The organism is Pseudomonas sp. NFACC45, from assembly GCF_900113505.1.
GTDB classification, from domain to species: Bacteria; Pseudomonadota; Gammaproteobacteria; order Pseudomonadales; family Pseudomonadaceae; genus Aquipseudomonas; species Aquipseudomonas tehranensis.
Genome location: NZ_FOPO01000005.1, coordinates 365,594 through 390,513 on the forward strand (window position 1 = coordinate 365,594; position 24,920 = coordinate 390,513).

A 24,920-nucleotide genomic window follows, 5' to 3' on the forward strand; every position below is an offset into this window, starting at 1 on the left:
GGCTCGCTCCCACCGGGTTGCTGGACACCCAGTACCCCGTGGCGAGGGAGCAAGCTCGCGCTGGGCTCTGTAGGAGCTGGCGAAGCCTGCGATCTTTTGATCTTTCACTTGGGACTCAAGTGGCTGGGGAAAGATCGCAGCCTCGTTGCACTCGACAGCTCCTACAGCCCCAGCGCGAGCAGGCTCCCTCGCCACGGGACCCGCGCTCAAGTTCCCATCGACGTCCATCCAAATGAAGCTTTCATGACAAAAGTTCGGTAGCACATCGCCATTCCCGTCAAGCCAGTGTGACGTGTTCGAGGGGACCTGCAAGGTCGTTTGGAGCCGGGGCAAGCAGCCGGGAGTGAGGCGATGGGAACTATGGAACGTTATTCGAAAGTGGGCATGCAGGAGCTTGACCAGCGGTTGTCGAAGATCGTCGAGGCGGCGCGCAAGCAGCCGGTCTCGGTGTATCGCTACGGCGCACCGTGGGTCTGGATCGTTTCCCAGGATGACTGGCAGGGCGCACTCAAGGAAGTGTCCAGCTACATCCCGCAGGGCCATTCACTGGTGTTGCTGCGTCCGCAAATCGATGACCTGCTGGACGACCATCGCGACGTGCTGCAAGGCCTCACCGCAAGCGCCGAGATGCTGATCGCACCGCAGACCGTCATGCACATCCTTTTACTGCAACTGCTCTATTCGGTGCCCAGCGAGCAGCAACTCTACGAACAACTCAATTACAACCTGCTGTTCCGTTGGTTCGTCGGCCTGGACCTGAACCAGAAGGTCTGGCGCTTCGACGTTTTGAGCAAAGACCTCGCCACGCTGCTGGGCGATGCGCGGGCCGTGAGGCTCATCCAGAAAATAATCGGTGAAGTGTTCTGCGGTGCCTTGCTGCAAATGCCGGAGTTCTCCTTGAATTTCGCGCTGCTGCACACCTGGCTGGCGCGGCACGCCACGACATCGACTGCAAGCAATTGAGCGGTACTTTGAATTCAGGGGGTGGTGTGGAGCATTTCTTCAAATCGCGGCCAGCGCTGTGGGGCTGGTTGTTGTTGACGGTCGGGGGGCCGTCGGCGTTCGCCGCGCAAGCGCAGCAGGAGGTCGAATCGGCCCCGGCCCGCCTGGTGGACGTGAACGAGTATTTCGTGCGTGGCAACACCGTGCTCGATGCCCGGGCCATCGAGGAGGCGGTGTACCCGTTTCTCGGCCCGCAAAAGGCCTTGAGCGATATCGAGGGGGCCCGGGAGGCGCTGCAGAAGGCCTATCAGGCGCGCGGTTATCAATCGGTGTTCGTCGAGTTGCCGGAGCAGAAGGTCGAAGACGGCATCGTTTACCTGCAGGTCAGCGAGACCAAGGTCGGCCGAGTTCGCGTGGTGGGTGCCAAGCATTATTCACCCGTGGAAATTCGCGAGGACGTGCCTGCGCTCAAGGAAGGCGAGGTGCCCGATTTCGCCCAGGTCCAGGCCGAGTTGGCGCAGTTGAACAAGACCCCGGGGCGCCAGGTAATGCCGCTGGTACGCGAGGGCCAGCGGCCCGGCACCATGGATGTGGACTTGCAGGTCGAGGATCAGAACCCGTGGCAAGCCAGCCTGGGGCTCAATAACGATTACAGCGCCGACACCGAGAAGCTGCGGAGCGTTGCCAGCCTGGGCTACAACAACCTTTGGCAATTGGGTCACAGCCTCTCGCTGACCTTCTTCACCGCGCCCCAGGACACCGAAAACGCCAAGGTCTGGTCGGGCTCCTATACCGCGCCGCTGGACGAGCACTGGAGTGTGCAGTTCTCCGGTTACCAGTCCGACAGCAACGTGGCGACCATCGGCGGCAGCAACGTCTTGGGCAGGGGCCATTCGTACGGTGTCTCGGCGATCTACACCTTGGCGTCCAGTGCCGCCTGGGCCAATACGTTTTCCATTGGCGTGGATTTCAAAGACTTTGAGGAAGAGCTGAATCTGGACGGCGCCAGCGACAAAGTGCCGCTCAAGTACGCGCCGTTCACTTTCGCCTACAACGGCTTTCGCTACAGCGAAAACAGCCAGTTGGGCCTTGGCCTGAGCCTGGTGGCGGGCACCCGCAGCCTGTTGGGCTATGGCAGTTCCGACGAAGACTTCGACTACAAGCGCTACCGCGCCAGCCCCAGTTTTGCTGTGCTCAAGGGGGACGGCAATTACACCTTCACCTTCGGCAACGACTGGCAGACCGCGTCCAAGGCTGCGTTCCAGCTGGCGTCCGGGCCGCTGGTTTCCAACGAACAATTCTCTGCCGGTGGCGCCACATCGATTCGCGGTTATCTGGCCGCCGAGCGTACCGGGGATGACGGCTACCTGCTGTCCCAGGAGTTGCGTACACCGTCCATTGCCAAGTTCCTCGGCAGCTATGTCCAGGAGTGGCGCTTCTACGCCTTCGCCGAAGGCGCGCAGTTGTACCTGCGCGACGAACTGCCCGATCAGGACGCGGATTACAGCCTGGCCAGTGTCGGCCTCGGCACGCGCGCGAGCCTGAGCAAATGGCTGTCCGGCAGCCTCGATTGGGGCTACCCGCTGCTCGATGGGCCGAACACCTCGAAACAGGAATCGCGCCTGCATTTCAACCTGCAAGCGACGTTTTGAACTTAGGAGTCATGTCCATGCAACGCTTATTGTTATCCCTGTTTATCTGCCTGGGGCTGGTGCTTCCAGCCACGGCCAACGCTTGGTGGCAGGACGACTGGCACTATCGCAAACAGATTTCCGTGGACACCACGCCCCAAGGCGCGGCGATCAGCCAGGCCCTGGGCCGCACCGCATTGCTGGTACGCCTGCACACCGGCAATTTCACCTTCGACGGGGTCAAGGAGGATGGCTCGGACCTGCGTTTTGTCAGTGCCGATGACAAGACCGTGCTCAATCACCAGATCGAAAGCTTCGACCCGTTGATGGGGATGGCCTTGATCTGGGTCGATGTACCGAGCGTGGAGGGTGGCCAGCGTCAGGATCTGTGGATGTATTACGGTAACCAGAAGGCACCGGCCACCGGCAGCGGCCAGTTGACTTTCGACCCGGATTACACCGCCCTTTACCACTTCGACGGCGCCGCCGGTGTACCGCCCCGGGACGCCACGGCGTATGGCAACAATGCCCAGGGTGCTGCCGGCACTCGCATCGATGGCGTGATCGGTCATGCCTTGCAATTCAACGGTCAGCCGCTGCTGTTGCCAGCCAGCCCCTCATTGCAGCACAGCGCCGGCGCGGCGTTCACCTTCAGCGCCTGGCTGCGCCAGGATCAGGCCAGCGGTGAACAGGTGATCCTGGCCCGCCGTGAGGCCGCCGCCAGCCTGCTGGTGGGGGTGAATCAGGGTGTGCCATTCCTGGACATTGACGGTCAGCGTGCCGTCTCGACTCAACCGTTGAACCCCGGCCAATGGCAACACCTGGCGTTGACCGCCTCGGGCGACCGGGTTGTGCTGTACGTCAACGGTCGTGAAACCGCGAGCCTGACGGTGGCGATGCCGGCGTTCAATTCGCCGATCGCCCTGGGGGCCGATCTTTCTACGGGGCTTGCCACCGACCCTTCAACTGATCTTTCCACCGGGACTTTCGTGCCGTTCAGCGGGGCCATGGACGAGGTGCGTCTGTCCAAGGTCGCCCGTCCGGCGCCGCTGCTGTTGGCGGATGCCAATGCCCAGGGCGCCGAATCAAAACTGGTGGCCTATGGTGTCGATGAAGAGCAGTCCGGCTTCGGTTTCGGCAGCCTGGGTTTCCTGCTCAACGCTGTGCCGCTGGACGCCTGGGTGATCATCGCGGTGCTGGTGCTGATGATGTTCCAGTCGTGGGTCATCATGATCCGCAAGAACCGTATGGTCAGCCGCCTCAGTGCCGCCAACGAAGCCTTCCGTGAGCAGTTCGCCGGGATCGGCACGCGCCTGGAAATGTTCGCCGACGACCAGGACCTCGCCCAGCGCCTGCAACATTCGTCCCTGTGGCGGTTGTACCTGGTGGCGGTCAAGGAGATCCGCACCCGTCGCGAGCAGGGCGCCGATACCTCGTCGGTGTCGGCCGCCACCATCGAAGCGATCCGCTGCTCCATGGACGGTGTGCGCACCCGGGAAAACCAGCAACTGAGCTCGAAACTCTCGACCCTCTCCAACGCCATCGCCGGCGGGCCGTACATCGGCCTGCTCGGCACGGTGCTGGGGATCATGGTGGTGTTCCTCGGCACGGCCATGGCCGGTGACGTGAACATCAACGCCATTGCCCCGGGCATGGCCGCGGCCTTGCTCGCCACCGCCATGGGCTTGTTCGTCGCGATCCCTGCGCTGTTTGGCTACAACCGGCTGATCACCCGCAACAAGGAAGTCAGCGCCGACATGCGGGTGTTCGTCGACGAGTTCATCACGCGCCTGGCGGAGATGCACGGCGAGGGTCAGTCCGGTGAAGCGGCGCATCGCCGTGACCATCACGTTCAATCGCCCGTACCGGCCTGAGGAGCGCAGTCATGGCTAGCGTAAACGCTTCACACGATGACGACGATGACGCCGCGGTGGACAGCATCAACGTCACGCCGTTGGTGGACGTGCTCATGGTGGTGTTGGTGATGTTCATCCTCACCGCTACGGCACAGGTGTCGGGTATCCAGATCAACCTGCCCAAGGCCAGCGCCTCGGTGTCGTTGTCCGAAGCCAAGACCAAGGCCATTTCGGTGAACGATGGCGGGCAGGTGTTCCTTGATGCCTATCCGGTGACCTTGGGCGAGCTGGAGGAGCGCCTGCGTATCGAAAAGGCCCAGAGCCCGGACTTTCCGGTGATCGTGCGCGGCGACGCCACGGTGCAGTACCAGAAAGTCATCGAAGTGCTGGATCTGTTGCGGCGCCTGGAATTGTCACAGGTCGGTCTTGTGACCGGCAAACCGAGCCAGGGCTGACCATGACCGCCAAACTTCCCATCAACCCGCCCCCGGTGAAGAACGCGCCGCTGCGCCTGCTCAAGTGGGCTGGCGCTCTGGTGCTGGGCGCTGTGGCGGCCTGGCTGCTCTGGCAATGGGCCAACGACATGAGTGGCGTGCGCCGTGAAGCGCCGAAGGTGCCAACCATTATTCCGCTGCCACCGCCGCCCCCGCCGCCGCCGGAAAAACCCAAGGAACCGGAGCCCCAGGTCGAGGAGAAAGTGCTCGAGCCAGAACCGACCCCGGAGCCCGAGGAGATCAAGCCCGAAGAAGAAGCGCCGCCGTCACCGGTGGATGACTTGGAAAACCCCATGCAAATGGACGGTGATGCCCAGGCCGGCAACGACGCGTTCAACATCGGTGCGGGCAAGGGCGGTGGCATGGCCGGGGCGGGAGGCGGACGCCTGGGTAACGGCACCTACAGCCAGTTCCTGGCGTTCACCTTCCAGCGGCTGCTTCGGGAAAACCCCGAGCTGCGCAGCCTGGCCTTCTCACTGCAGGCCGACGTCTGGCTGAGCGCCGTGGGCGAAATCACCCGGGTCGAGCTGGTCAAGTCCAGCGGCAACCGGCAGGTGGATGAACAGGTCATCACCGCCTTGCGCACCGCCCCCCCTCTGAGTGAGCGGCCACCGGCCTCCCTGACTTTGCCCGTGCGCCTGTCCTTGCAGGGACGGCGTCCGGGTTAACCGAATATTTGAAAGTTTGCCAACAGGAGTTGTGTGCAGATGATTTCCAATGTGAATCGATTGTCTTGGGCAATCGGCCTGGTTGTATTGAGCCTGGCCGGGCACGCGGCCGCCGCCCCGGCGCCGTCGGAAAACGCCACGATCAATCTGATCCGCCTGCTGGTACAGCAGGGCGTCTTGAAACAGGACCAGGCCGATGGCTTGATCGCCCAGGCCGAACGGGAAGCCGTGCAGGCCCGCCAGGCGGCCACGGCGGTCGTCGCAACACCGGCCGGCGCACCGGGGGATGTGCGGGTGCAATACGTGCCAAACATCGTGCGCGAGCAGATCCGCGATCAGGTCAAGGCTGAAGTCATGGCCACCGCCAAGCAGGAAAACTGGGCCCAGCCCAACACCTTTCCGGATTGGGTCTCGCGAATCAGTTTTGATGGCGACATTCGCCTGCGCGATGAGTCGCGCTACTACTCGGGCAACAACAGCAACGAAATCGTCGACTTCGCCCGGCTCAATGACCGAGGACCGTACGACGTCAACCCCAACAGCAGCTCCAGCCTGCCGCCGTTGCTCAATACTCGCGAAGATCGGGAAAACCTGTTCCGCCTGCGCGCTCGCCTGGGCATGAAGGCCGTGATCGCTCCGCAATGGACCGCCGGCATTCGCATCGGTACCGGCTCGGACAACAACCCGGTGTCCACCACCCAGACCCTGGGTGGTGGTTTCGGCAAGAAGGACATCTGGCTCGACCAGGGTTACTTGACCTGGAAACCCTCGGACGAATTGACCCTGACCGGCGGGCGAATTGCCAATCCGTTTTACTCCACCGACCTGTTGTATTCCGGTGACCTGAATTTTGATGGCGTGGCGGCGATTTTCAACCGCAAGCTCAATCAGGACTGGGGCCTGTTCGGCACCGTCGGTGCGTTCCCGGTGGAGTACACCAACGACACCAGCACCAGCAACGGTTCCGACAAAGAGGAGAGCGACAACAAGTGGTTGTACGGGGCGCAGTTGGGGGCCAATTGGGTGATCAACGACAGCAACCGCGTCAAGGGCGCGTTGGCCTATTACCGCTTCGACGACATTGAAGGCCAGCGCTCCTCGCCGTGCGAGCCGTGGGCCGGTGATCCGGGTTGCGACAGCGATGGTTCGCGCGTGGCGTTCATGCAGAAGGGCAACACGGTGTTCCTGCTGCGCGACATCACGCCCAATCCTCTCAACCCGTCCACCACGCCACAGCCGCAGTATGTCGGCCTGGCCTCGGAGTTCAACCTGCTGGATTTGAATCTGCAGTGGGACACCGATTTGCCGCAAGACCTGAAACTGCGCAGCCAGGCCAACTACGTGCATAACCTGGGCTACGACGAAGGCGAGATGCGCAAGCGCTCCGAAGGCCAGTTCGCCAACAACCTGGACGAAAACGGCGAGGTGGAAAGCGGCGCCAACGCCTGGATGCTCCAGTTCACCTTGGGTAACTCACTGGAACTCAAGCGCCAGGGCGATTGGAACCTGTTCGCCGGCTACAAGTACATCCAGCCGGATGCCTTGCCGGACGGTTTCAACGATTCGTCGTTTCACCTGGGTGGCACCAATGCCAAAGGTTACTTCCTGGGCGGCAACTATGGTCTGGCGAACAACGTCTTCGCCACCGGTCGCTGGCTGAGTTCCGAAGCGGTGTACGGCGCGCCGTATGACATCGATGTCTTGCAGCTTGAAATCAACACGCGCTTCTAAGCGCAGGGAGGCCTCATGAAAAGGCGAGCCATGAACCAGTGTCCGGTCGCGTTGCTGGTGCTGGGTCTGCTGTTAGGCAGCACGGCCCACGGCGAAGGAATGGAAGAACGCCTGCGGGCGCAATTGCGCAGCACCACCGCGCAGTTGCAAACCTTGCAGAGTGAACAGGCCCAGGCCAGCGCCGCCCGGCAGGCGGCGCAAGACCAGGCTCGGCAAGCCCAGGAGCAGATCAAGCAATTGACCGCCCAGTTGAGCAAGGCCCAGGCCCTGAACGAGCAACTGGCCGGGCACGAGCAGAACCTGCGAAGCCAGGCCCAGGCCCAGGTGGCGGCCAGCAACGAGCAGATCGGCAAGTTCAAGAAAGCCTATGACGAGTTGCTGGTTATGGCCCGTGGCAAGGAAGCCGAACGTGCTCGTCTGGAAGCTCAACTGAGTGAGCGTGACACACAAGTGCAGCAATGTTCGGTCAAGAATCAGCAAATGTACGAAGTCGCCAAGACGCTGCTCCACGCCTACGAAACCATTGACGTCACCGACGTCATGAAAATCCGCCAGCCCTTCGCCGCCAAGACCCGGGTGCGTTTCGAAGAGCTGGCCCAGGGCTTTGGCGATGACCTCTACAAGAACCGTTTCGATGCGCCCCAGGCCTCGATCACCCATTGATAGCGCAAGGAAGAGTCGACCATGACTTCATTGATTGAACACGTCAGCCCAACGTCCCTGACCGAGCTGTTGCAAGCCGCCGGCTACCGGGTCAACGAAACGGAACAGAACGGCATCGTGCAACTGCTGAGCGCCAGCCAGGGCATCGGTTATGCGGTGCGCTTTGGCAACCTGTCGGCCGCGCCTGATCAGTATCTGGACTTCACCTTCAGTTGCGCCTTGCGGGTACAGGGGGAGTTGCCGGCCGGTCTGGCCGAGCTATGGAACGCTTCGCGGCGTTTTGCAAGGTTGTCGGTGCAGGGTGAGTTCCTGGTGATGGAAATGGATGTCGTGGTTGCGGCGGGTGTCAGTGCAGATCACTTGCGCAGCAACCTGGAATTGTGGGATCGCCTGTTGCAGGAGTTCATTGTTTATCTGCGCGAGTACAGCCAGAACGCAGCCCGGATGCAGCCCCAGGTTGAACCCGCCGAGCCGCCGTTGGAGGAGGCCACCGCATCGTGAAAAAACCGTCCTTTGTTATCAGCGCCGCCGCGTTGGGCCTGGTCGCCGTGGCTGTTGTGCTCGGCCTGAGGCCGGGCAGCGATCCGGTCGCCGCCGTGCAGACCGTCAGCGTAACCTCGGCCGATTCGCCGAGTCTGGCCCGCTTGGGCAACCAGCAAGTCAGCCCGCAAGAGCTCAAAGTGTTGCTGTCTGCTCTGGCGCCGGAAGCTCGTCAGCAGATGCTCGGCAACCGGGCGGTCCTGGAGGGTTGGATCCGTACGCGGTTGGCGGAAAAAGCCGTGCTGGAACAGGCCGATGCCCAGGGTTGGCGTCAGCGCCCGGAGGTGGAACGCCAGACCCGGGCGGCGGCCGAGCAGATTGTGTTTCGTGATTACTTGCAGTCTGTCAGTCAGGTGCCGGCCGAGTATCCCAGTGAGGAGGAATTGCAGCAGGCTTACGAGGCCGGGAAAGCCAACTGGGCAGTGCCGGCGCTGTACCGGGTCAGCCAGATATTCCTGGCGGCAACCGAGCCGTCGACGGTGGAAACGGTGCGCCGGCAAGCGCTGGAGTTGAGCAAAAAGGCCCAGGCCTCGCCCGCCGAGTTCGGCGCCCTGGCCAGCCGTTTTTCCCAGGATCGCACCAGCGCCGAACGCGGCGGTGACAGCGGCTTCCAGCCGTTGCAGCAACTGGTTCCGCCCGTGCGTGAGGGGGTGGCACGCTTGAAGGTCGGCGCGGTGTCGGACCCGATACAGAGCCCGGCGGGGTTCCATGTGATCAAACTCACCGAGCAACAACCGGCCCGGGAAGCGACCTTGGACGAAGTCCGCGAGCGCCTGACCCAGGCCCTGCGCGCCCAGCGCCAGGAACAGATTGCCAAGGCCTATCTGGATGGCATGCTCGACACCGCGACCTTGAGCATTGATGGCGCGCAGTTGAGCAAGCTGTTGGAGGAGGCGCGTTAGCCAAGCCCGCACCAAGCTTTTGTGGCGAGGGAGCTTGCTCCCGTTGGGCTCTGTAGGCGCTGGCGAAGGCTCGGGCCGCGTTCGGACGATCTTTTGACTTTCGCATGAGATTCAAGTGTCTGGGGAAAGATCGCAGCCTCGTTGCACTCGACAGCTCCTACACAGCTCCTACACAGCTCCTACACAGCCACACGTATTCGTACAACCGACAGGGAGTCACCCATGACCTTCACCGAGCCCGCAGGACGCCAGGCTGTCACCGCATACCGCACACCGTTGCGTGCCCCCGACCCGTGGCTGGCCATGGCCGGCGATATCGAGCCTCAGGTGGCGCAGTGTTTTCTGGTCAGTGCCCGTTGCGGCTGTTTCATGCAAGCGGCTCGCAGCCTGAACGTCAAAGCGACCTGGCTGCGCAAGCAGTTGGCGCAGTTGGAGGCGACGCTGCAACGCTCGTTGTTCAGTTTCCAGGGCAGCGCCTTGACCCTCAGTCGCGAGGGTCGGCAGCTACAGGCGCGATTGATTGCACAGGTCCACGCAGGCGCAGTGCCGCGCAATGATCAACCACGGGTCCGCCTGGCCGTGGCCGAGTCGATTCTGCACGACATCCTGGGCCGTGATCTGATCTCTTTGCTGCGGCGCAACGCCAGTGTGCGGTTGCAGATTATCACCCTGGACAGTGAGCTGGCGCTGCAAGCCATCAGTGCCGACCTGGTGCTGTGGTTGAGTGACTCGCACACGTTGGGGCCGGGGCCGAATTTTCCCACGCAATCACCAGAACGACTGGCAAAGCTGGACTATCTGCCACACATCGCCAAACGCTACTCACGCCCGGCTACCCGCCCCGAGTGTCTGGACGACCTGAGTGACTACATGCTTGTGCAATGGCAGCCAGACTGTCAGGTGGACAGCTTTGCGCCGTGGAACACCCTGATGGAGCAACACCGCGTGGGCGTGGTGCAGGTGCAATCCTACGCATTGATGCTGGAAATGATTCGTTGCAGCGCCTGCATCGGTCTGTTGCCTCAGTACATGAGTTGCTTGGACCGTGGCCTCATCGCGTTGCCGAGGGTATTCGAGCACCCGATGCAGCGTCAGTTATGGATGGCCGTGGGCAGTCACGCCCTGGACATGCCGCAAGTGCAGATGCTTGTCGAATTGATTCGGCACACGCTGGATGAGCGCAAAGAGTGGTTTCACGTCATCCAGAACGATGCCCTATAACCACCGGGGTGTTGTAAAGAATGAGGCCATTTCCGAGCGGGCCAGGGCCGAGCCGAAGTAGGGGCCTTGTACGTGGTCGCAGGCCACGCTGCGCAATTGGCGGAATTGCCGGGCGTTTTCGATGCCTTCGGCGGTGACCATGAGCCCCACGCTGCGGCTGAGCCGGATCATCGCCAGGACGCCTTCCTGATCATGCTCCAGGCCCAACTGAGCGAGAATGTTGCGATCGAAGCGAATGCCATCGAACGGTTGGTTCAGTACCTCGCGAAGGGAGGCAATGCTGGTGCCGAACTTGTCGATGTTGATGCGCACGCCCAGGTCCTTGAGCGCATGAAGGGTGCTGGCGACCGCTTTGTGGTCGATCAAAAGAACCCCTTCGGCCACTTCCAGGGTCAGGCGATGGGGGGCCAGGCCGCTCGTTTCGAGGGCCATTCGTACTTGATTGAGTAAGAAACTGCTGCTGAACCATTTGGGCGAAACCGCCACGGAAACGCTGACAGCGGTCGGCCAGTTCACCGCTTCTTCACAAACGTTGATCAACATCCAGGTTCCCAGCTCTTCCAGTTGGCCAGACGCTTCGGCGATCGGGATGAAGTCCGCGCCACCCAGTTCACCTTTCTCGGGATGGTGCCAGAAAGTCTGGGCCTCGAAGCCGTGCAGTTGTTCGGCGCACACATCGAAGCGAGGCAAGTAGCGCAGCTCCAGTTGTTCGCCTTGCATGGCGTCGCGCAGTTGCTGCTCATAGCGCCGACGGTCGCGGGCCAGGTTGCCCATGGCTTCCTCATAGACCCGCCAGGTGTTGCGCCCCGCTGCCTTGGCCGCATACAACGCGATGTCCGCGTGGCGCAACAATTCGGTGGCGCGCTCGTCACCGGGTTGCGACCAGGCCACACCGATGCTCACGCCCAGGTACAAGGTATTGCCGTCCAGGTGCATGGGGCGCTGCATGCAATCGATCAGGCGTTCACAGAGTTGTTCAAGGTCTTGGGGACTGCCGGGATCGGGCATGACGATGACAAACTCATCACCACCCAGACGGGCCACCAGGTCGGAGCTGCGCACGTTCTGCTGAAGGATATGGGCCACTTCCCGCAGCACTTTGTCGCCTACGGCATGCCCCAGAGAATCGTTGACCGGCTTGAACCGGTCCATGTCCAGGTTCAGCACCGCCAGCGGTGCCCCATCGGCCGGGTCCAGGTGTTCGCTGAGGCAATCGAACAGCCGGTTTCGATTGGCCAGCCCGGTCAGCGGGTCGTGCAGCGAGAGGTGCTTGATCTGGGCCAGCGCCCGCAGCTCCTCGGTAATGTCGGTGGCGGTGCCCCGAAAGCCCAAGGTCCCGGCTTCGATGGCTCGGACCGAAAGTTTGCAAGTGCGGATACGCTGATTGCGCGCGGTGTACTCACATAACAACGGGGCCGACGAATCGCTGTTGGCCCCGCCGAGCAGCCATTGGGCTATCGAAATCGAGCCACCGTGGGGATGGAGCAGCCGGTGCAGGGGCTTGCCCAGCCATTGTGTGGGGTTGAAGCCGGTCACTTGTTCAAAACGTTCCGACAGGTAGGTCAGTGTCCCGATCGAATCCACTTCCCATAACCAGTCGGAGGACACTTCGGCAATGTCCCGAAAGCGTTCTTCGCTACGTTCCAGTGCCTTGCGGTGGGCCAGCAGGCTGGCGTACTGACCTTCCTGGGCGCGAAGCATGACCAGGGCATGGCGCAGCACCGCCAGCGCGAGGATGGCCAACACCAGCAGGGCCAGGACCAGCAAGGGCAGCAGTACCTTGCGCAGATCGTTGCCGGGAGTCTCCGGACGCCACGCCAAAGCCTCGTCGATCTGGCTGTCAAGGGATATCCGGGCCATGCCGATCTGCTCCGGCGCCTGGGTGATGTGGGCATCCGGCAGGGCAAAGTCCCGCGCCAGGTTTTGCAAAGCGGCAGCATCAAGAACTTTCACGAACAGCAGCAAACTGGGCGGGCCCGGGATTTCGGGCACGCTGTCGTCGGTGCCGACGGTGATGGCCGAGGCGGCGACAAACGCGGGCGCGCCGTCGTGATGCAGCAGCTCGACGATGACTTCATCGCGGTTCGGCGGGGCGCTGGCTTTCTTCGCCAGCCCTTGCAGATCACCGGCCAGCCACGTGCCGGCATCAACCTCACTCATCTCACCATTGATGACCGAATAGACGGTTTTGCCTGTCGGGGAAATGACAAACACCGCCTGGTAGCCGTAGAGCCCGAAAACGCTGCTGCCGACATTTTCCTGGGCATAGGCCCAGTCTTTGTCCATTTCGACATGCAGATGTCGGTAGGCGTCGCTCCACTTGGAGTAATCGCTCAGGTCCCGTTCGATGCCGCTGCTTATGGAATCAATGGCCCGTTGGGCAAAAAACAGGCTCTGTTCACGGGCGCGCTCATCCTGAGCCCTGGTAATGTTGAGCAGCACGGCGATCGCCAGTGCTGACATGACAAAAAGCAGAAACATGATGGCCGGGAAGGTGCGACGCGTGAAACTGCGGCTTGGCAGGCCTGGGAGAGAAACGGTTGTGTCGTTGCCAGCATCTTCAGTCATAAACAAGCCATCAGCTAAACGCGAAATATCCCGCACGTCTCTGTATCGGCTGTCGGCTCAATTAACTTAACCATTGCGACAGGTGACATGGCGCAGAGGCTCATGGCTCTTGGCCTTCAGGCAAACCGGCCGTCGTAGAGGCCTGCCTGAGTCCTTGTCCTGGCGGTGGGCTTGTATCGGAGTGTGTAGCTGGGCGGCCTGGATACATTCGCTTATGTTCACCTGGGCTTGCGACACAGCCCGGATACACATCGACGGTTAACTACGCCTGCCAGCCGACACCGGTTCCCGGTGTTGGTGACTGGCGTATTTGATCTTTCGAGGAACACCCCCATGCTCAACTTCTCCAGCCACTCCTCTCTTGCACTGGGTCTGGCCCTGGTCGGCGGCCTTGGCCTTTCCACTGCGGCTTCGGCGCTGACCATGAACGACCTGGCCCAGGGCTACACCCTGGCGGCAGCCGATACCGTGAAGAAACCCGCTGAGGGCAAGTGCGGCGAAGATAAATTTGCCAAGACCGATACCAACCACGACGGCAAGGTTTCACGCGAGGAGTTCATCGTAGCGGCGCCGGAGCGCGCGGCTGAGTACGACAAGATCGACGCCAACCATGACGGCGGCATCTCGCTGCCTGAGGCCGAGAAGTACCTGGCGGACCAAGCCAAGAGCGCCGAAGGCAAATGCGGCGAGGGCAAGTGCGGGGCGGCTATCGAGTCCTGATTCTTTACCGGTGGGGAGCCGGGTAGCGATGTGATCGGGTACGGCTGCGTCAAGGCTCCCCATCTCTTATTCCAAGGAGATGTGCCATGCCTCACCCTTCTGGCCGCAAAGGGCCCACCATCCAGGCTTCAGCCTCGCCCGCCAAACCATCAGTAGGCCTGGGCCTGCGCCGCGCGTTGCTCGATGAACTGCGCGCGGCGCCCGCCGGGGATTTCGACTTTCTCGAAGTGGCCCCGGAAAACTGGATCAATATAGGCGGCGCCCATGGCGCCGCTTTGCATTGGCTGGCTGAACGCTATCCGATGTCGTGCCATGGCCTGTCGTTGTCCCTGGGCGGGCCGGCGCCGCTGGACCTGGCGTTTCTGAGGCAGGTGCGCGATTTTCTGGATCGCTTCAACGTGCCGATGTACAGCGAACACCTGAGTTACTGCGGCGATGACGGGCATTTGTATGACTTGCTGCCGTTACCCTTTACCGAGGAAGCGGTGCATCACGTCGCGGCACGGATCCGGCAGGCTCAGGACGTATTGGGGCGGCGCCTGGCCGTGGAGAACGTCTCCTATTACGCCGCACCGCAACAAGACATGACGGAGCTGGAATTCACCCGCGCGGTATTGCACGAAGCCGATTGCGACCTGCTGCTGGACGTCAACAACGTCTACGTCAACTCGGTCAATCACGGCTTCGATCCCCAGGCATTCCTGGCCGGCCTTGAACCTGGGCGGGTGGTGGGCATGCACGTGGCCGGGCACTACGACGAGTCCGACACTTTGAAAATCGACAGTCATGGCGCGCCGGTCAAACCGCTGGTCTGGGCGTTGCTGGCCCAGGCCTACGCGCGTTTCGGTGTCCAGCCGACCTTGCTCGAACGGGACTTCAATTTCCCGCCTTACTCCATGCTGGTCGCGGAGCTGCAGATCATCCGCCAAATGCAGCATCAGGCCGAGCCAGGACGGGCGGTGGCCCATGGCTGAAATCGTGCAGACACTGCATCAACAGCAACAGGCGTTGACCCGCTACCTACGCGATCCTGATCACTGCCCGATTCCGCCGGGCATGGACGCGGCTCGGGCGCAGGTATATCGCGATCTGATTTTCGAGAACATGCGCGGGTTGCTCAGCGGCACATTCCCGGTACTGGTGAGCGTGCTGGGGCAGGAGGCGTGGCGGGCCTGCGTACGGCGTTTCTTGCGTGAGCATCGTTGCGTCAGCCCCCGGTTCGCGGACATTGCCGCAGAGTTCGTGGGGTATCTCGCGGCCCGGCAGGCGCCTGACGAACCAGCGTTCATGGCCGAGCTGGCTCACTACGAGTGGGTTGAAATGGCGCTGCTGCAAGCGCAAGCCGAGTCGCTGCCGGCCAGTGATGAGACGGCATTGCTCGATCAACCTTTGCGTCTCTCTCCGTTGGCCTGGCCGCTGGCGTACCTCTGGCCAGTACATCGCTTGGCGCCGGGCTACCAGCCCCCAACGCCACCGCCGCAACCGACGCTGCTGCTGGTGCGGCGAACGCCTGGGTTTGCGGTGCGCTTTTCCGAGCTCAGTCCGTTGGCCTGGCGGCTGTTGCAGCGTATCGAGCAGTTTCCCGGGTTGCCTGGGCGCGATCAGTTGTTGGCACTGGCGCGGGAGGCGGGGGTGGATTCAAACGAATTCATGGACAGCGCGGTGATGTTGTTGCGCCAGATGCACAGGGAAGGGGTGGTCGGGGCGCAAGCGCAATCCGGTGGTTAAACGCAGAGCTTCCCTGTGGGAGCGGGCTTGCTCGCGAAGGCGGTATATCAGTCAAAACTAAGTTGACTGACACAACGCCTTCGCGAGCAAGCCCGCTCCCACAGGGGGTTGTGTCAGGTCTTGCCAGGGCGGTGTAACCCGGTCTTGAGCAGCGCATCGACACTCAACTTCCCGGCTCCCTGCAACACCAACGGCAACAACGCCACCAGATAGATCAACGGCAGTTTGAAGTTGCCGTGGCCTTTATTGGTGATGGCGTACCCCTGGGTCAGTTCACTCAAGGTTGACCAATCCGCCGGCCAGTGCACGGCGGCGGTGGCGACGACCGTGACAACCATCAACACCAGGGCCGAGAAACGGGTGCCCAAGCCGATGAGCAGGGCGACGGCGCAGAGCAGTTCGGCCCACATCGACAGTTCCCAGTTCCAACTGGCCGGCAAGTGGTTGAAGGGAAAGGGGAACGCGGCCTGGATGTCGGCAAACCAGTTGTCGCCCTGCCATTTCTCCCAACCGGATTCGAAAAACTCCCAGGCCAGGAACAGGCGCAGGCCCAATGGCGCAAGCCATGCTGCGGCACGATCCAGGCTTATGTGCAGTCCTTTCAAAGCTTTTGAGTACATGATCGGCCTCCCGCAACTCAGGCAGCATGCTGCAGTGGCTGGCGTCGTTTGTTGGCTTGGGCGAGCTTGCCCACCAGACGGATCGCGATGGCGGCGCAGGTCAGGCCGAAGGGCAGCACGTACCAGGCACTCATGGGAATGCGCTTGAAGTTGGAGTAGGCAAAGATCGCCACCAGCACCCACATGCCGCTGACGTGCAGGCGTTTCCAGGCTTTGGCGCCTATCAGGCGCGTGGTGCTTTTGAAGGAGGTCAGGGCCAGCAGCAGGATGAACACGTAGCCGACGGAGCCGGGGATATTGCCAACGGTGGTACGACCCGGCCAGAACTCGGGGTTGAGTTGCCCATAGCTGTAGATCAGCACGGCGTGCACCAGATGGGAAAACGCGAAGGCCAATCCGATGAAACGTCGCTCGCGGACCAGGGACCGGCTCAGGGGCGACGGCACCAGCACGGCGAACGCCGAGGCGGTAAAGGCCAGCAGAAACAAGGCGAAGGATGAGCGGGCGGTGGCGCGGATGGCGCTGCGCACGCCCTCGGTCAGGTCCGGGTGGAGCACCAGGGTCAGTGCGGTCATCAACAGCACCAGGGCGGCGAGCAGGCTGAACAGTGACCAGCCCTGGAAACGAAACGTGGAAACAGGCATGAGAAGGCTCCTTGGGTGTGGGGCCCGGCCGCGGATAGCGACCGGGAACACGAGGGAGTTTTTCAAACGGGTGTAGGTGGGGTGTGTCGGGAATGCGGACGTTTGCAAGCTTGTGTAGCGCTGCTTGCGGCAGACACATTGGCATACAAAGCCCGCAAATTTCTAAGCCTGACGCGCAACCCCAGTGGGAGCGAGCCTGCTCGCGATAGCGGTGGTTCAGCTTGCAGAGAGGTTGGCTAAACCGACCCCATCGCGAGCAGGCTCGCTCCCACAGTTGGCTCAGGCTTAAGGTTCACGGCTGAGCCGCAACTCGGCACACAACCCGCCGCCGTCACGATTGCTCAAGGTCAGCGAGCCGCCCATGGCGATTGCCAGTTGTTGGGCGATGGCCAGCCCTAACCCAGTACCACCGGTTTCCCGGTTGCGCGAGCTTTCCACCCGGTAGAACGGTTTGAGCACCTCGGCCAGTTCCTGTTCATTGATGCCGGGGCCACGGTCCAGCACTTGAATCGCCAGTTGTCCGGTGGCCGTGAGCTGCACCTGGATCTGCGCCGCGCCGCCGAACTTCAAGGCGTTGTCCACCAGGTTCACCAGTACCCGGCGCAGGGCATGGGGCCGGGTGTCGAGGACCGCAGCGGTTTTCCCCGAAAGCTGCACGTCCTGGCCGATGTCCTGGTAGTCGAACGCCAGGCTGTCGAGAAACGCATCCAGGTTGATGCGACAGCTGGCTTCAGTGGCGCCATGGATGCTGCGGGCATAGGCCACGCCTTCGCGCACCAGGTGTTCCATTTCACTCAGGTCGCTCCACAGCTTGTCCTTTTCGATGCCGTCGTCCATGAACTCGGCGCGCAGCTTCATGCGCGTGATGGGGGTTTGCAAGTCATGGGAAATCGCCGCCAGCAACTGCATGCGCTCCTTGAGGTAGGCGGCGATACGGTCCTGCATGGCATTGAACGCCTTGGCGGCATGCACCACTTCGGTCGGGCCTTTTTCGTCCAGGCGCACGCTATGGGCATTCGGGTCCAGGGTTTCCACCGCCTGGGCCAGCCGGGTCAGAGGACTGACGGCGATGCGCACGGCCAGCCAGGTGCAACCGATCAACAGCGCCAGTTGCCCCAGCAACACCACCGGGAGCCAGGGGGAGAGGGGCATCATCGCCGGGCGCACGTCGATGGTCAGCGGGCTGCCGTCGGCCAGCCGCAGGTGCGCCTGGTAGTGCTGCTTCGGTCCGGGAATGTCGGTGAACGTCAGGGCATAGGTCTGGCCGAGGGCCTCCTGGATTGAGGTCACCGACACCGGGGCGTTGTCAGGAAGCATTCGCTGGCCTGGCTGACCTTCATCGAGCAGGTAGCCATAGTTGCGTCGGGCGAGTTTTGGCAGCCAGGCCTGGCGTTCGGCAGCCGGCAGGCGGTCGAGAATGGCGACCGAGGTCGAGACGTCGGTTTCCAGGTTGCCGAGCATGGTGGTCTTGGCACTCTGGTAGCGCTCGTAGTACTGGGCGCCGAACGACAGGCCCTGGGCCAGGATCAGGCCGATCAGGAAGATCAGCGACAGGCGCGAGGCGAGGGTGCGCGGCCAGCGTAGCGGCAGGGTCATACCGACGCCTCAAGGATCTCCACCGGCAACGAGAACACATAGCCTTCGCTGCGCACGGTCTTGATGTAGGCCGGCTCCCGGGCATCATCCAGCAGCCGTTGACGCAGACGGCTGACCAGCAAGTCGATGGAGCGGTCAAACAGATCGGCGTCCCGGCCCTGGGTCAGGTTCAGCAACTGATCGCGATTGAGCACCCGCTGCGGGTGGTCGAGAAAGACCCGCAACAGGCGGTATTCGGCGCCGCTCAAGGCGACCATGGTGCCGTCGGTGTCCAGCAGGTGCCGGGCAGTGGTGTCCAGGCGCCAGCGGCCGAACGCCAGCAGGCGACCGCTTTCGGTGACCACCAGGTTGGGCGGCAACATTCGGGTGCGCCGCAGCACGGCGTTGATCCGCGCCAGCAACTCCCGGGCGGCGAAGGGTTTGACCAGGTAATCGTCGGCGCCCATTTCCAGGCCGATGATGCGGTCGGTTTCATCGTTGCGGGCGGTGAGCATCAGCACCGGTGTGGCCTTGTGTTTGCCGGCGCGCAGTTCTCGGCACAGCACCAGGCCGTCATCGCCCGGCATCATGATGTCCAGCACGATCAGGTCCACCGGGGTGGTTTCCAGAAAGGCACGCATCTGCCGACCATCGGCAACCACGGTGGTACGCAGGCCGTTCTTTTTCAGGTAGTTGCCTACCAACTCTCTGATTTCGCGATCGTCATCCACGATCAACACATGATCGACATGATCCATGGTGTTCAGCCCCTTGGCGTTTCGTTGTGATCAGTCTACAGGCGCCGGCCGGCCCGGCTCGCGGCGGTTTGTATTGCAGTGTATCTGGCGCGCGGCGGATACACAGGGATTCAAAAAGCCTCGTTGCCCGATACAGACGCGATACCTCACGGGCATTCAATGGCATCCATCGAGGCGACAGAACACGCCCCGGCCGAAAAACACACCCATTGAATGCATTGAGGACACCGCCATGAACACCAAAGCCGTCTACGCCGCCTGCCTTTTCGCCGCGCTGAACATCTGCACCTTGTCGGCCCGGGCCGAGAGTCACGTCCAGGCTCAGACCTACGCCTATGGCACCCATCTGGATATCCAGAAGGTCCTGTCCTTCAGCGAAGACCCGAACCCGGCCTGCGGCGTGGTGAATGCCCGCATGACCTACCTGGACTCAGCGGGCCACAAGCAGGCGCTGGACTATCGCAAGCTGGCTGACAACTGCAGCAACCAGAACTGACTCGCCACATGGCTCTGCCTGCCTTCTATTGATACGCCCTGTTGAGGTGTTGCCATGCTTTTGATCGCTTTTCTGGGCGGGATCCTGACGATCCTCAGTCCCTGCATTCTTCCGGTGGTGCCGTTTCTGTTTGCCCGGGCCAATCGCTCGCGGGGCTCGGTACTGCTGACGCTGGCCGGCATGGTGCTGACGTTTGCCCTGGTTTCGAGCCTGGCTGTGGTCAGCAGCGAGTGGGTGGTGCGGGCCAGCAGCGTTGGCCGGCAAGTCGCTTTGTGGGGGATGGTGCTGTTCGCCTTGTCGCTGATGTTCAGTCGCGTCGGTATATGGCTGGCGCGGCCGCTGGTGAGCCTGGGCAACCGTATCGATGCCGGCGCCGGACGGATGGCCGGGCCTGTGGCCTCGGTGCTGATCGGGGTCGCCACCGGGCTGCTCTGGGCGCCCTGCGCCGGGCCGATACTCGGGGTGATTCTGACCGGGGCCATGTTGCAAGGCGCGAGCGCTGAAACCAGCCTGTTGTTGCTCGCTTACGGGCTGGGCAGTGCCTTGTCGCTGGGTGTGCTGATCCTGGCCGGGCGCGGATTGGCCGACCGCCTCAAGCTGTCATTGCCGATCACCACCCGGCTGCGTCGGGGCACCGGTGTCGTGGTATTGCTGGCGGCCGTGGCGATTGGCACGGGTGCCGATGACCGCCTGTTGGCCAGTACCTCCTCCCAAGGGGCGGCGACCCTGGAGCAGGGGATATTGAAGAATGTGCCCAAAGCCATCGATTACCTGGTCGACAAGGCGAGCGCGGGCCCCCTGGAATCGCTTCAGCCTCAGGGCAAGATGCCGTCCCTGGAGGGCGCCGTGCAATGGTTGAACTCGCCACCCTTGAGCAGCGAGTCGCTGCGGGGCAAGGTGGTGCTGGTGGATTTCTGGACCTATGACTGCATCAACTGCCAGCGCACACTGCCCTATGTGAATGATTGGGCGCGCAAGTATGAGAAGGATGGACTGGTGGTGATCGGCGTGCACACCCCTGAGTATGGCTACGAGAAAATCATCGACAACGTACGCAAGCAGGTTCGCCAGCTGGGGATCAACTACCCGGTGGCCATCGATAACCGATATGCAATCTGGCGCGCCTTCAACAACCAGTACTGGCCGGCCCACTACTTCATCGACGCCAAGGGGCAGGTGCGCTACAGCCACTTTGGCGAAGGGCGGTATGCCGAGCAGGAACGGGTGATTGAGCAGTTGTTGGAGGAGGCCAGAGCCAACTCCGGTGAGATGCACTGACCGAAGAGAACTCTCCAAGCACTTGGTCTTTGTGGCGAGGGGATTTATCCCCGCTGGCTGCGCAGCAGCCCCTCTGGCTCTATCTGACACATCGAGCTGTGAGGTTTTAGGGCCGCTTCGCGACCCAGCGGGGATAAATCCCCTCGCCACAAGGATGGCGTGGGCCGTGCTGGCCCCTTGCTCTTTATAAGGTTGTCAAACTTCTTTTATTTCAGAAAGTTGGGCGACAAACCTATGCGGATTTCTATGTGGGTCGTGGTGACGTTTCTTTTGGTCGCCGTTTCGCTTGAGGCTCAGGCAAAGGCGCTGACGAAAAACCAGCAGTCGGTATGCCGCTGGGGTTCGGACATTGCCGCCGGCGCCCAGGCGTCGAAGCTTTCCGGGATCACCTTGTATGGCGCGCGCAAAAGGTTGCAGGTGCGCAAGTTTCCCCGGCCATGGATGCGCATGACCGCCCTGGGCATCACCGAACAGACCTATAACAGCGCTTCACGGCTCAAGCCCGCGGCCATCAAGCAGACCTACTACGAACAGTGCGTGCGGCATGCGCTGGCGCGAAGATAAGCGTTGTTTCACGCCGGGCTTCTGCCGGGCATTTCGATGCCATGCAGGTGAACCCTTCGATACAGGGTCGCTCGGGAAATGCCCAGCGACCGTGCCGCCGCGGTGGGCTTCCAGCGATGACGCACCAGTGCATCGAGCAGTACCTGACGCTCCGGGCTGGCGCTGGGTTGCGGGGCTTGCGCAGGCGCGTCTGCGCTGTGCAATGACTCGGGCAGATGACTGAGCTGGATCACACTCGCTTCGCTCACCGCGCAGGCGTAGCGCAGCACATGGCGCAACTGGCGGATATTGCCTGGCCAGTGATAGCCGAGCAGGCATTCCAGGGCCGCGCTGCTCAGTTGCACCATCGCCCCGCACAGCGCCGATTCCTCCTCAAGGAGGCGGTTGATCAACGCTAGGCGATCACTGCGCTCACGCAGCGGCGGCAGTTGGAAGCGGGCGCCACCCAGACGAAAGTACAGATCCTCGCGAAACCCGCCGGCGGCGACCAATGCCTCCAGGTCGCGGTGGGTGGCGCAGATCACCTGAATGTCCACGGCCCTGCGCCGTGATGCACCCAGCGGCGCCACTTCACCTTCGGCCAATACCCGCAACAGGCGCGTTTGCAAAGCCAGGGGCATGTCCCCGATTTCATCCAGAAACAGCGTGCCGCCATCGGCCTGTTGCAGCAGGCCCTGCATACCTTTGGCCGAGGCCCCGGTGAAGGCCCCGGCCACGTAGCCGAACAACTCGCTTTCGATCAGGCTTTCGGGGATCGCCGCGCAGTTCAATGCCACGAACGGCCGGTCATGGCGCTGGCTGGCCTGATGCAGCTGGCGGGCAAATACCTCCTTGCCGGAGCCGGTTTCGCCCTGGATCAGTACCGGCAAGTTGCGATCCTTGACCCGCACCGCCAGGCGCAGGCTGTCGGCCAATCGAGGGTCCAGTTCCACCGGGGTCATTGCCACCCGCGGGCGCGGATTGGCCCGCTGTCGCGGCGCGCTCAAGCGACCATGCAAAAGCGCTTCGATGCCGGGGCTGGAAAAAGGATAAAGATGTTCGTCGCGGGCACGGTGCAGCTGTTGCTGGTCGAAAACCTGGCTGATGTGTCGCGGCAGTTGGCCGAAGTGTTGCAACAGGTGCTGGCGGGCGGCAGGGTTCAGGGCTTGCAGGCAACCGTCGTCGTCCCAGGCGAACAGCAAGTCCGGCTGGCTGTCGACGTAGCCGGCGTTGCGATGGGCCCGCAGCACCCAGTAGCCCTGGGCGCTGCTCATGAAAAAAGCCTGTTCGATTTCCCGAGCGCTCTGGACCACCATCTGCCGGATCAGATGTTGTGAGCGTCGATCATCCGGTGAACGCACCGCCGAGACGTCCAGAACTCCGAGCAACTGTCCTTGCGGGTCGAAAACCGGCGCGGCGGAGCAAGTCAGGCCGATGAACGCGGCCCGGAAATGATCGCGCTTGTGCACCGTCACCGGGGTTTTGGCCGTGAGTACCGCGGCCACGCCGCAGGTGCCTTCTTCCCCCTCCGACCAGCAGGTGCCCAGGTACAGCCCGGCCTTGCGGCAGTCATTGCGAAGGGTGTTTTCCACCCGGTAATCGATGGTCTGGCCCTGGGCATCGGTCAGCAGCACACAGTAGTCGGCGTCACGCACCCGACCATGCAGGCGTGCCACTTCTTCACTGGCGATATTGAGGAACAGCTCGGAGCGCTCGCGGCATTGCTTGAGCACGTCCTCGGAAAGGATGCGCGGGCCCTGCAGCGAGCCGGGGTCCAGGTGATGTTGCTCCATGGAGCGACGCCAGGAGTCGAGGATCAGGTCCGGGACCGGCAGTTGTGGCAATCGGTCCGCGTTTTTTACCACGCGGCTGACGCAATCCACATGCGCCCGGGAGTGTGCGGAAAGCATAGGGCCTCCGTTTCAGCTTCTTATCGTTGTGCGCTCATTAAGCGCCGATCGTCGATCGCAGACAAGCACGGTGAACCGCACCAGCCGGGGTGAGACGCCACGTCTCAGTGTCTCGACAGAACCTCGTGCAGGCTGACATGTCGCGTCTCACAGCGCCTGGGTGACTTCCATCCTGGCACGCGTCCGGAAGGCTCTGTTCCGGGCGTTTCGGCGCTTTTACAGGCAACTGGCACCGCCCTTGCTCTAGCGTCTGCAACCGGCCCGGTCGGCCTTCCAATAATAAAAACGAGGTGTTCTATGTCTTTGCACCGAGGGTGTTGTCGCCCAGGTCATTTATCTGAGCCACTGGCGGTGGCGCCATGAGCCGCCGTCCACTGACCGTGGGCATCATTGCCAACCCGGCGTCGGGGCGCGATGTGCGCCGCCTGACCGCCAACGCCGGGTTGTTTTCCAGCACCGACAAAGTCTCGGTGATCCAGCGGCTGCTGGCCGCCTTCGGTGCCACTGGTATCGAGCACGTCTTGATGCCGACCGACATGACCGGCATCGCCGCCGCCGTTCTGAAAAACAGCCACAGCCGCCAGGCGCGCAGCAGCCATTGGCCGGCCCTGGAGTTTCTTGACCTGACCTTGCGCCAGACCGTTGAAGACACGCGTTGCGCCGCGCGGCTGATGGCCGAACGCGAGGTGGCGCTGATTGCCGTGCTCGGCGGCGACGGTACCCACAAAGCTGTGGCGGCTGAGGTTGGCGACATCCCGCTGCTGACCCTGTCCACCGGCACCAACAACGCCTTCCCCGAACTGCGCGAAGCCACCAGCGCCGGGTTGGCCGGCGGGTTGTACGCCAGCGGCCGGATACCGGCGCAGATCGGCCTGCGCCGCAACAAACGCTTGTTGGTGTGCGATCCCGAACGCGGCTTGCGGGAAGTCGCCTTGGTGGATGTTGCTGTGTCGCCGCTGCGTTTTGTCGGCGCGCGGGCTATCAGCCGGGCGGCGGACCTGGCCGAGGTCTTTGTGACCTTTGCCGAACCGCAATCCATCGGCCTGTCAGCCCTGTGCGGCTTGTGGTTTCCGGTGTCCCGCCAGGCGCCGGGCGGTGCCTGGATGCGCCTCGACCCGCAATCGCCCGAGGCGTTGCTGGTGCCGCTGGCCCCCGGTTTGCTGCAAGGCTGTGGCGTGCTTGCCGCCGGCCCCTTGGCCCCTGGCGTCCCCCAGGGCTTGTCGCTGTCCTGCGGCACCCTGGCCCTGGACGGCGAACGGGAAATCGAATTCAACGCCCAGGACCGACCCACGGTCACCCTCGATGCCGCAGGCCCACTGAGCATCGATGTCAACGCGGTGCTGGCCTACGCCGCGCAACAGCGTCTCTTGGCCATTGGTCGCGAACACCCGCAACACCCCCTGAACCTTCAAGACACCCCTGGAGAATAAAA

23 protein-coding genes are annotated in these 24,920 nt (G+C 62.5%); 17 read left to right on the forward strand and 6 right to left on the reverse strand.

The window, feature by feature from the left end; all coding sequences use genetic code 11:
• Window positions 1-360 precede the first annotated feature (360 nt).
• The 10 genes from BM132_RS11790 (at window position 361) to BM132_RS11835 (ending at window position 10,648) form a co-directional block, all read left to right on the forward strand.
• Window positions 361-963 carry a transposase gene (locus BM132_RS11790; RefSeq protein WP_047228943.1) on the forward strand — a complete coding sequence of 201 codons (603 nt, stop codon included), beginning with the start codon at window positions 361-363 and terminating at the stop codon, window positions 961-963.
• 26 nt (window positions 964-989) lie between these two features.
• Window positions 990-2,594, forward strand: coding sequence for a ShlB/FhaC/HecB family hemolysin secretion/activation protein (locus BM132_RS11795; RefSeq protein ID WP_092455453.1), 1,605 nt, complete (start codon window positions 990-992; stop codon window positions 2,592-2,594).
• Window positions 2,595-2,611: 17 nt separating this feature from the next.
• On the forward strand, window positions 2,612-4,447 hold the full coding sequence (locus tag BM132_RS11800; protein WP_092455454.1) for a DUF2341 domain-containing protein: 1,836 nt from the start codon (window positions 2,612-2,614) through the stop codon (window positions 4,445-4,447).
• 11 nt (window positions 4,448-4,458) lie between these two features.
• The gene (locus BM132_RS11805) at window positions 4,459-4,884 is read left to right on the forward strand and encodes an ExbD/TolR family protein (protein ID WP_092455456.1); all 426 of its coding nucleotides are present in this window, start codon (window positions 4,459-4,461) and stop codon (window positions 4,882-4,884) included.
• A gap of 2 nt (window positions 4,885-4,886) precedes the next feature.
• Window positions 4,887-5,591, forward strand: coding sequence for an energy transducer TonB family protein (locus BM132_RS11810; RefSeq protein WP_092398765.1), 705 nt, complete (start codon window positions 4,887-4,889; stop codon window positions 5,589-5,591).
• Window positions 5,592-5,630: 39 nt separating this feature from the next.
• Window positions 5,631-7,322: a putative porin gene (locus tag BM132_RS11815; protein WP_092455458.1), complete on the forward strand. Its 1,692-nt coding sequence runs from the start codon at window positions 5,631-5,633 to the stop codon at window positions 7,320-7,322.
• Window positions 7,323-7,337: 15 nt separating this feature from the next.
• Entirely contained in the window at window positions 7,338-7,985 is a 648-nt protein-coding gene (locus BM132_RS11820; RefSeq protein WP_092455460.1) for a DNA repair protein, read from the forward strand.
• A gap of 21 nt (window positions 7,986-8,006) precedes the next feature.
• The gene (locus BM132_RS11825; protein WP_076385216.1) at window positions 8,007-8,486 is read left to right on the forward strand and encodes a YbjN domain-containing protein; all 480 of its coding nucleotides are present in this window, start codon (window positions 8,007-8,009) and stop codon (window positions 8,484-8,486) included.
• Complete coding sequence (locus BM132_RS11830; protein WP_092455462.1) at window positions 8,483-9,427, forward strand: peptidylprolyl isomerase; 945 nt, start codon at window positions 8,483-8,485, stop codon at window positions 9,425-9,427. Before BM132_RS11825 ends, BM132_RS11830 begins: the two co-directional genes overlap by 4 nt.
• 222 nt (window positions 9,428-9,649) lie before the next feature.
• On the forward strand, window positions 9,650-10,648 hold the full coding sequence (locus BM132_RS11835) for a LysR family transcriptional regulator (protein ID WP_092455464.1): 999 nt from the start codon (window positions 9,650-9,652) through the stop codon (window positions 10,646-10,648).
• Here BM132_RS11835 and BM132_RS11840 read toward each other — a convergent pair.
• Window positions 10,643-13,216 (reverse strand): bifunctional diguanylate cyclase/phosphodiesterase, encoded by a 2,574-nt coding sequence (locus tag BM132_RS11840; protein ID WP_092455466.1) that lies wholly within the window; start codon window positions 13,214-13,216, stop codon window positions 10,643-10,645. The genes BM132_RS11835 and BM132_RS11840 overlap by 6 nt on opposite strands.
• A 333-nt stretch (window positions 13,217-13,549) precedes the next feature.
• Here BM132_RS11840 and BM132_RS11845 point away from each other — a divergent pair, with 333 nt between their 5' ends.
• From BM132_RS11845 to BM132_RS11855, 3 genes are all read left to right on the forward strand, one after another.
• Window positions 13,550-13,936: an EF-hand domain-containing protein gene (locus tag BM132_RS11845; RefSeq protein WP_092455468.1), complete on the forward strand. Its 387-nt coding sequence runs from the start codon at window positions 13,550-13,552 to the stop codon at window positions 13,934-13,936.
• An 86-nt stretch (window positions 13,937-14,022) separates the two neighbouring features.
• On the forward strand, window positions 14,023-14,910 hold the full coding sequence (locus BM132_RS11850; protein ID WP_371264119.1) for an HvfB family MNIO-type RiPP peptide maturase: 888 nt from the start codon (window positions 14,023-14,025) through the stop codon (window positions 14,908-14,910).
• Window positions 14,903-15,664 carry an HvfC family RiPP maturation protein gene (locus tag BM132_RS11855; RefSeq protein WP_092455470.1) on the forward strand — a complete coding sequence of 254 codons (762 nt, stop codon included), beginning with the start codon at window positions 14,903-14,905 and terminating at the stop codon, window positions 15,662-15,664. Before BM132_RS11850 ends, BM132_RS11855 begins: the two co-directional genes overlap by 8 nt.
• Before the next feature lie 113 nt (window positions 15,665-15,777).
• On the opposite strand, the gene BM132_RS11860 is transcribed toward BM132_RS11855, so the two are convergent.
• The 4 genes from BM132_RS11860 to BM132_RS11875 form a co-directional block, all read right to left on the reverse strand.
• Window positions 15,778-16,284, reverse strand: a complete 507-nt coding sequence (locus tag BM132_RS11860; protein ID WP_092455472.1) for an HvfX family Cu-binding RiPP maturation protein — start codon at window positions 16,282-16,284, stop codon at window positions 15,778-15,780.
• A 17-nt stretch (window positions 16,285-16,301) separates the two neighbouring features.
• Entirely contained in the window at window positions 16,302-16,928 is a 627-nt protein-coding gene (locus tag BM132_RS11865) for a ferric reductase-like transmembrane domain-containing protein (protein WP_092398747.1), read from the reverse strand.
• A 285-nt stretch (window positions 16,929-17,213) separates the two neighbouring features.
• Window positions 17,214-18,524, reverse strand: coding sequence for an ATP-binding protein (locus BM132_RS11870; protein WP_092455474.1), 1,311 nt, complete (start codon window positions 18,522-18,524; stop codon window positions 17,214-17,216).
• Window positions 18,521-19,261 carry a response regulator gene (locus BM132_RS11875; protein ID WP_003202589.1) on the reverse strand — a complete coding sequence of 247 codons (741 nt, stop codon included), beginning with the start codon at window positions 19,259-19,261 and terminating at the stop codon, window positions 18,521-18,523. Before BM132_RS11875 ends, BM132_RS11870 begins: the two co-directional genes overlap by 4 nt.
• Before the next feature lie 232 nt (window positions 19,262-19,493).
• Between BM132_RS11875 and BM132_RS11880 the strand changes: the two genes are divergently transcribed.
• The 3 genes from BM132_RS11880 to BM132_RS11890 all read left to right on the forward strand — a co-directional run bounded on the left by BM132_RS11880 (window position 19,494) and on the right by BM132_RS11890 (window position 21,599).
• A complete protein-coding gene (locus BM132_RS11880; RefSeq protein ID WP_092399334.1) occupies window positions 19,494-19,757 on the forward strand; it encodes a DUF2790 domain-containing protein in 264 nt (87 codons plus the stop codon).
• A 54-nt stretch (window positions 19,758-19,811) separates the two neighbouring features.
• Window positions 19,812-21,035 carry a cytochrome c biogenesis protein DipZ gene (locus tag BM132_RS11885; RefSeq protein WP_092455476.1) on the forward strand — a complete coding sequence of 408 codons (1,224 nt, stop codon included), beginning with the start codon at window positions 19,812-19,814 and terminating at the stop codon, window positions 21,033-21,035.
• A 234-nt stretch (window positions 21,036-21,269) separates the two neighbouring features.
• Window positions 21,270-21,599: a hypothetical protein gene (locus tag BM132_RS11890; RefSeq protein ID WP_092399332.1), complete on the forward strand. Its 330-nt coding sequence runs from the start codon at window positions 21,270-21,272 to the stop codon at window positions 21,597-21,599.
• An 8-nt stretch (window positions 21,600-21,607) separates the two neighbouring features.
• On the opposite strand, the gene BM132_RS11895 is transcribed toward BM132_RS11890, so the two are convergent.
• Window positions 21,608-23,488 (reverse strand): sigma-54-dependent Fis family transcriptional regulator, encoded by a 1,881-nt coding sequence (locus BM132_RS11895; protein ID WP_092455478.1) that lies wholly within the window; start codon window positions 23,486-23,488, stop codon window positions 21,608-21,610.
• Between the two features lie 359 nt (window positions 23,489-23,847).
• Here BM132_RS11895 and BM132_RS11900 point away from each other — a divergent pair, with 359 nt between their 5' ends.
• Window positions 23,848-24,918, forward strand: a complete 1,071-nt coding sequence (locus tag BM132_RS11900; RefSeq protein ID WP_092455480.1) for an ATP-NAD kinase family protein — start codon at window positions 23,848-23,850, stop codon at window positions 24,916-24,918.
• The last annotated feature ends 2 nt before the right edge of the window (window positions 24,919-24,920 follow it).

What these genes read in the sequence shown, in the direction of transcription:
- BM132_RS11790 (WP_047228943.1), top strand. Translation starts at nt 361, where the DNA reads ATGGAACGTTATTCGAAAGTGGGCATGCAGGAGCTTGACCAGCGGTTG.
- BM132_RS11800 (WP_092455454.1), top strand. Translation starts at nt 2,612, where the DNA reads ATGCAACGCTTATTGTTATCCCTGTTTATCTGCCTGGGGCTGGTGCTT.
- BM132_RS11805 (WP_092455456.1), top strand. Translation starts at nt 4,459, where the DNA reads ATGGCTAGCGTAAACGCTTCACACGATGACGACGATGACGCCGCGGTG.
- BM132_RS11810 (WP_092398765.1), top strand. Translation starts at nt 4,887, where the DNA reads ATGACCGCCAAACTTCCCATCAACCCGCCCCCGGTGAAGAACGCGCCG.
- BM132_RS11815 (WP_092455458.1), top strand. Translation starts at nt 5,631, where the DNA reads ATGATTTCCAATGTGAATCGATTGTCTTGGGCAATCGGCCTGGTTGTA.
- BM132_RS11820 (WP_092455460.1), top strand. Translation starts at nt 7,338, where the DNA reads ATGAAAAGGCGAGCCATGAACCAGTGTCCGGTCGCGTTGCTGGTGCTG.
- BM132_RS11825 (WP_076385216.1), top strand. Translation starts at nt 8,007, where the DNA reads ATGACTTCATTGATTGAACACGTCAGCCCAACGTCCCTGACCGAGCTG.
- BM132_RS11835 (WP_092455464.1), top strand. Translation starts at nt 9,650, where the DNA reads ATGACCTTCACCGAGCCCGCAGGACGCCAGGCTGTCACCGCATACCGC.
- BM132_RS11840 (WP_092455466.1), bottom strand. Translation starts at nt 13,216, where the DNA reads ATGACTGAAGATGCTGGCAACGACACAACCGTTTCTCTCCCAGGCCTG.
- BM132_RS11845 (WP_092455468.1), top strand. Translation starts at nt 13,550, where the DNA reads ATGCTCAACTTCTCCAGCCACTCCTCTCTTGCACTGGGTCTGGCCCTG.
- BM132_RS11850 (WP_371264119.1), top strand. Translation starts at nt 14,023, where the DNA reads ATGCCTCACCCTTCTGGCCGCAAAGGGCCCACCATCCAGGCTTCAGCC.
- BM132_RS11855 (WP_092455470.1), top strand. Translation starts at nt 14,903, where the DNA reads ATGGCTGAAATCGTGCAGACACTGCATCAACAGCAACAGGCGTTGACC.
- BM132_RS11860 (WP_092455472.1), bottom strand. Translation starts at nt 16,284, where the DNA reads ATGTACTCAAAAGCTTTGAAAGGACTGCACATAAGCCTGGATCGTGCC.
- BM132_RS11865 (WP_092398747.1), bottom strand. Translation starts at nt 16,928, where the DNA reads ATGCCTGTTTCCACGTTTCGTTTCCAGGGCTGGTCACTGTTCAGCCTG.
- BM132_RS11870 (WP_092455474.1), bottom strand. Translation starts at nt 18,524, where the DNA reads ATGACCCTGCCGCTACGCTGGCCGCGCACCCTCGCCTCGCGCCTGTCG.
- BM132_RS11875 (WP_003202589.1), bottom strand. Translation starts at nt 19,261, where the DNA reads ATGGATCATGTCGATCATGTGTTGATCGTGGATGACGATCGCGAAATC.
- BM132_RS11880 (WP_092399334.1), top strand. Translation starts at nt 19,494, where the DNA reads ATGAACACCAAAGCCGTCTACGCCGCCTGCCTTTTCGCCGCGCTGAAC.
- BM132_RS11885 (WP_092455476.1), top strand. Translation starts at nt 19,812, where the DNA reads ATGCTTTTGATCGCTTTTCTGGGCGGGATCCTGACGATCCTCAGTCCC.
- BM132_RS11890 (WP_092399332.1), top strand. Translation starts at nt 21,270, where the DNA reads ATGCGGATTTCTATGTGGGTCGTGGTGACGTTTCTTTTGGTCGCCGTT.
- BM132_RS11895 (WP_092455478.1), bottom strand. Translation starts at nt 23,488, where the DNA reads ATGCTTTCCGCACACTCCCGGGCGCATGTGGATTGCGTCAGCCGCGTG.
- BM132_RS11900 (WP_092455480.1), top strand. Translation starts at nt 23,848, where the DNA reads ATGAGCCGCCGTCCACTGACCGTGGGCATCATTGCCAACCCGGCGTCG.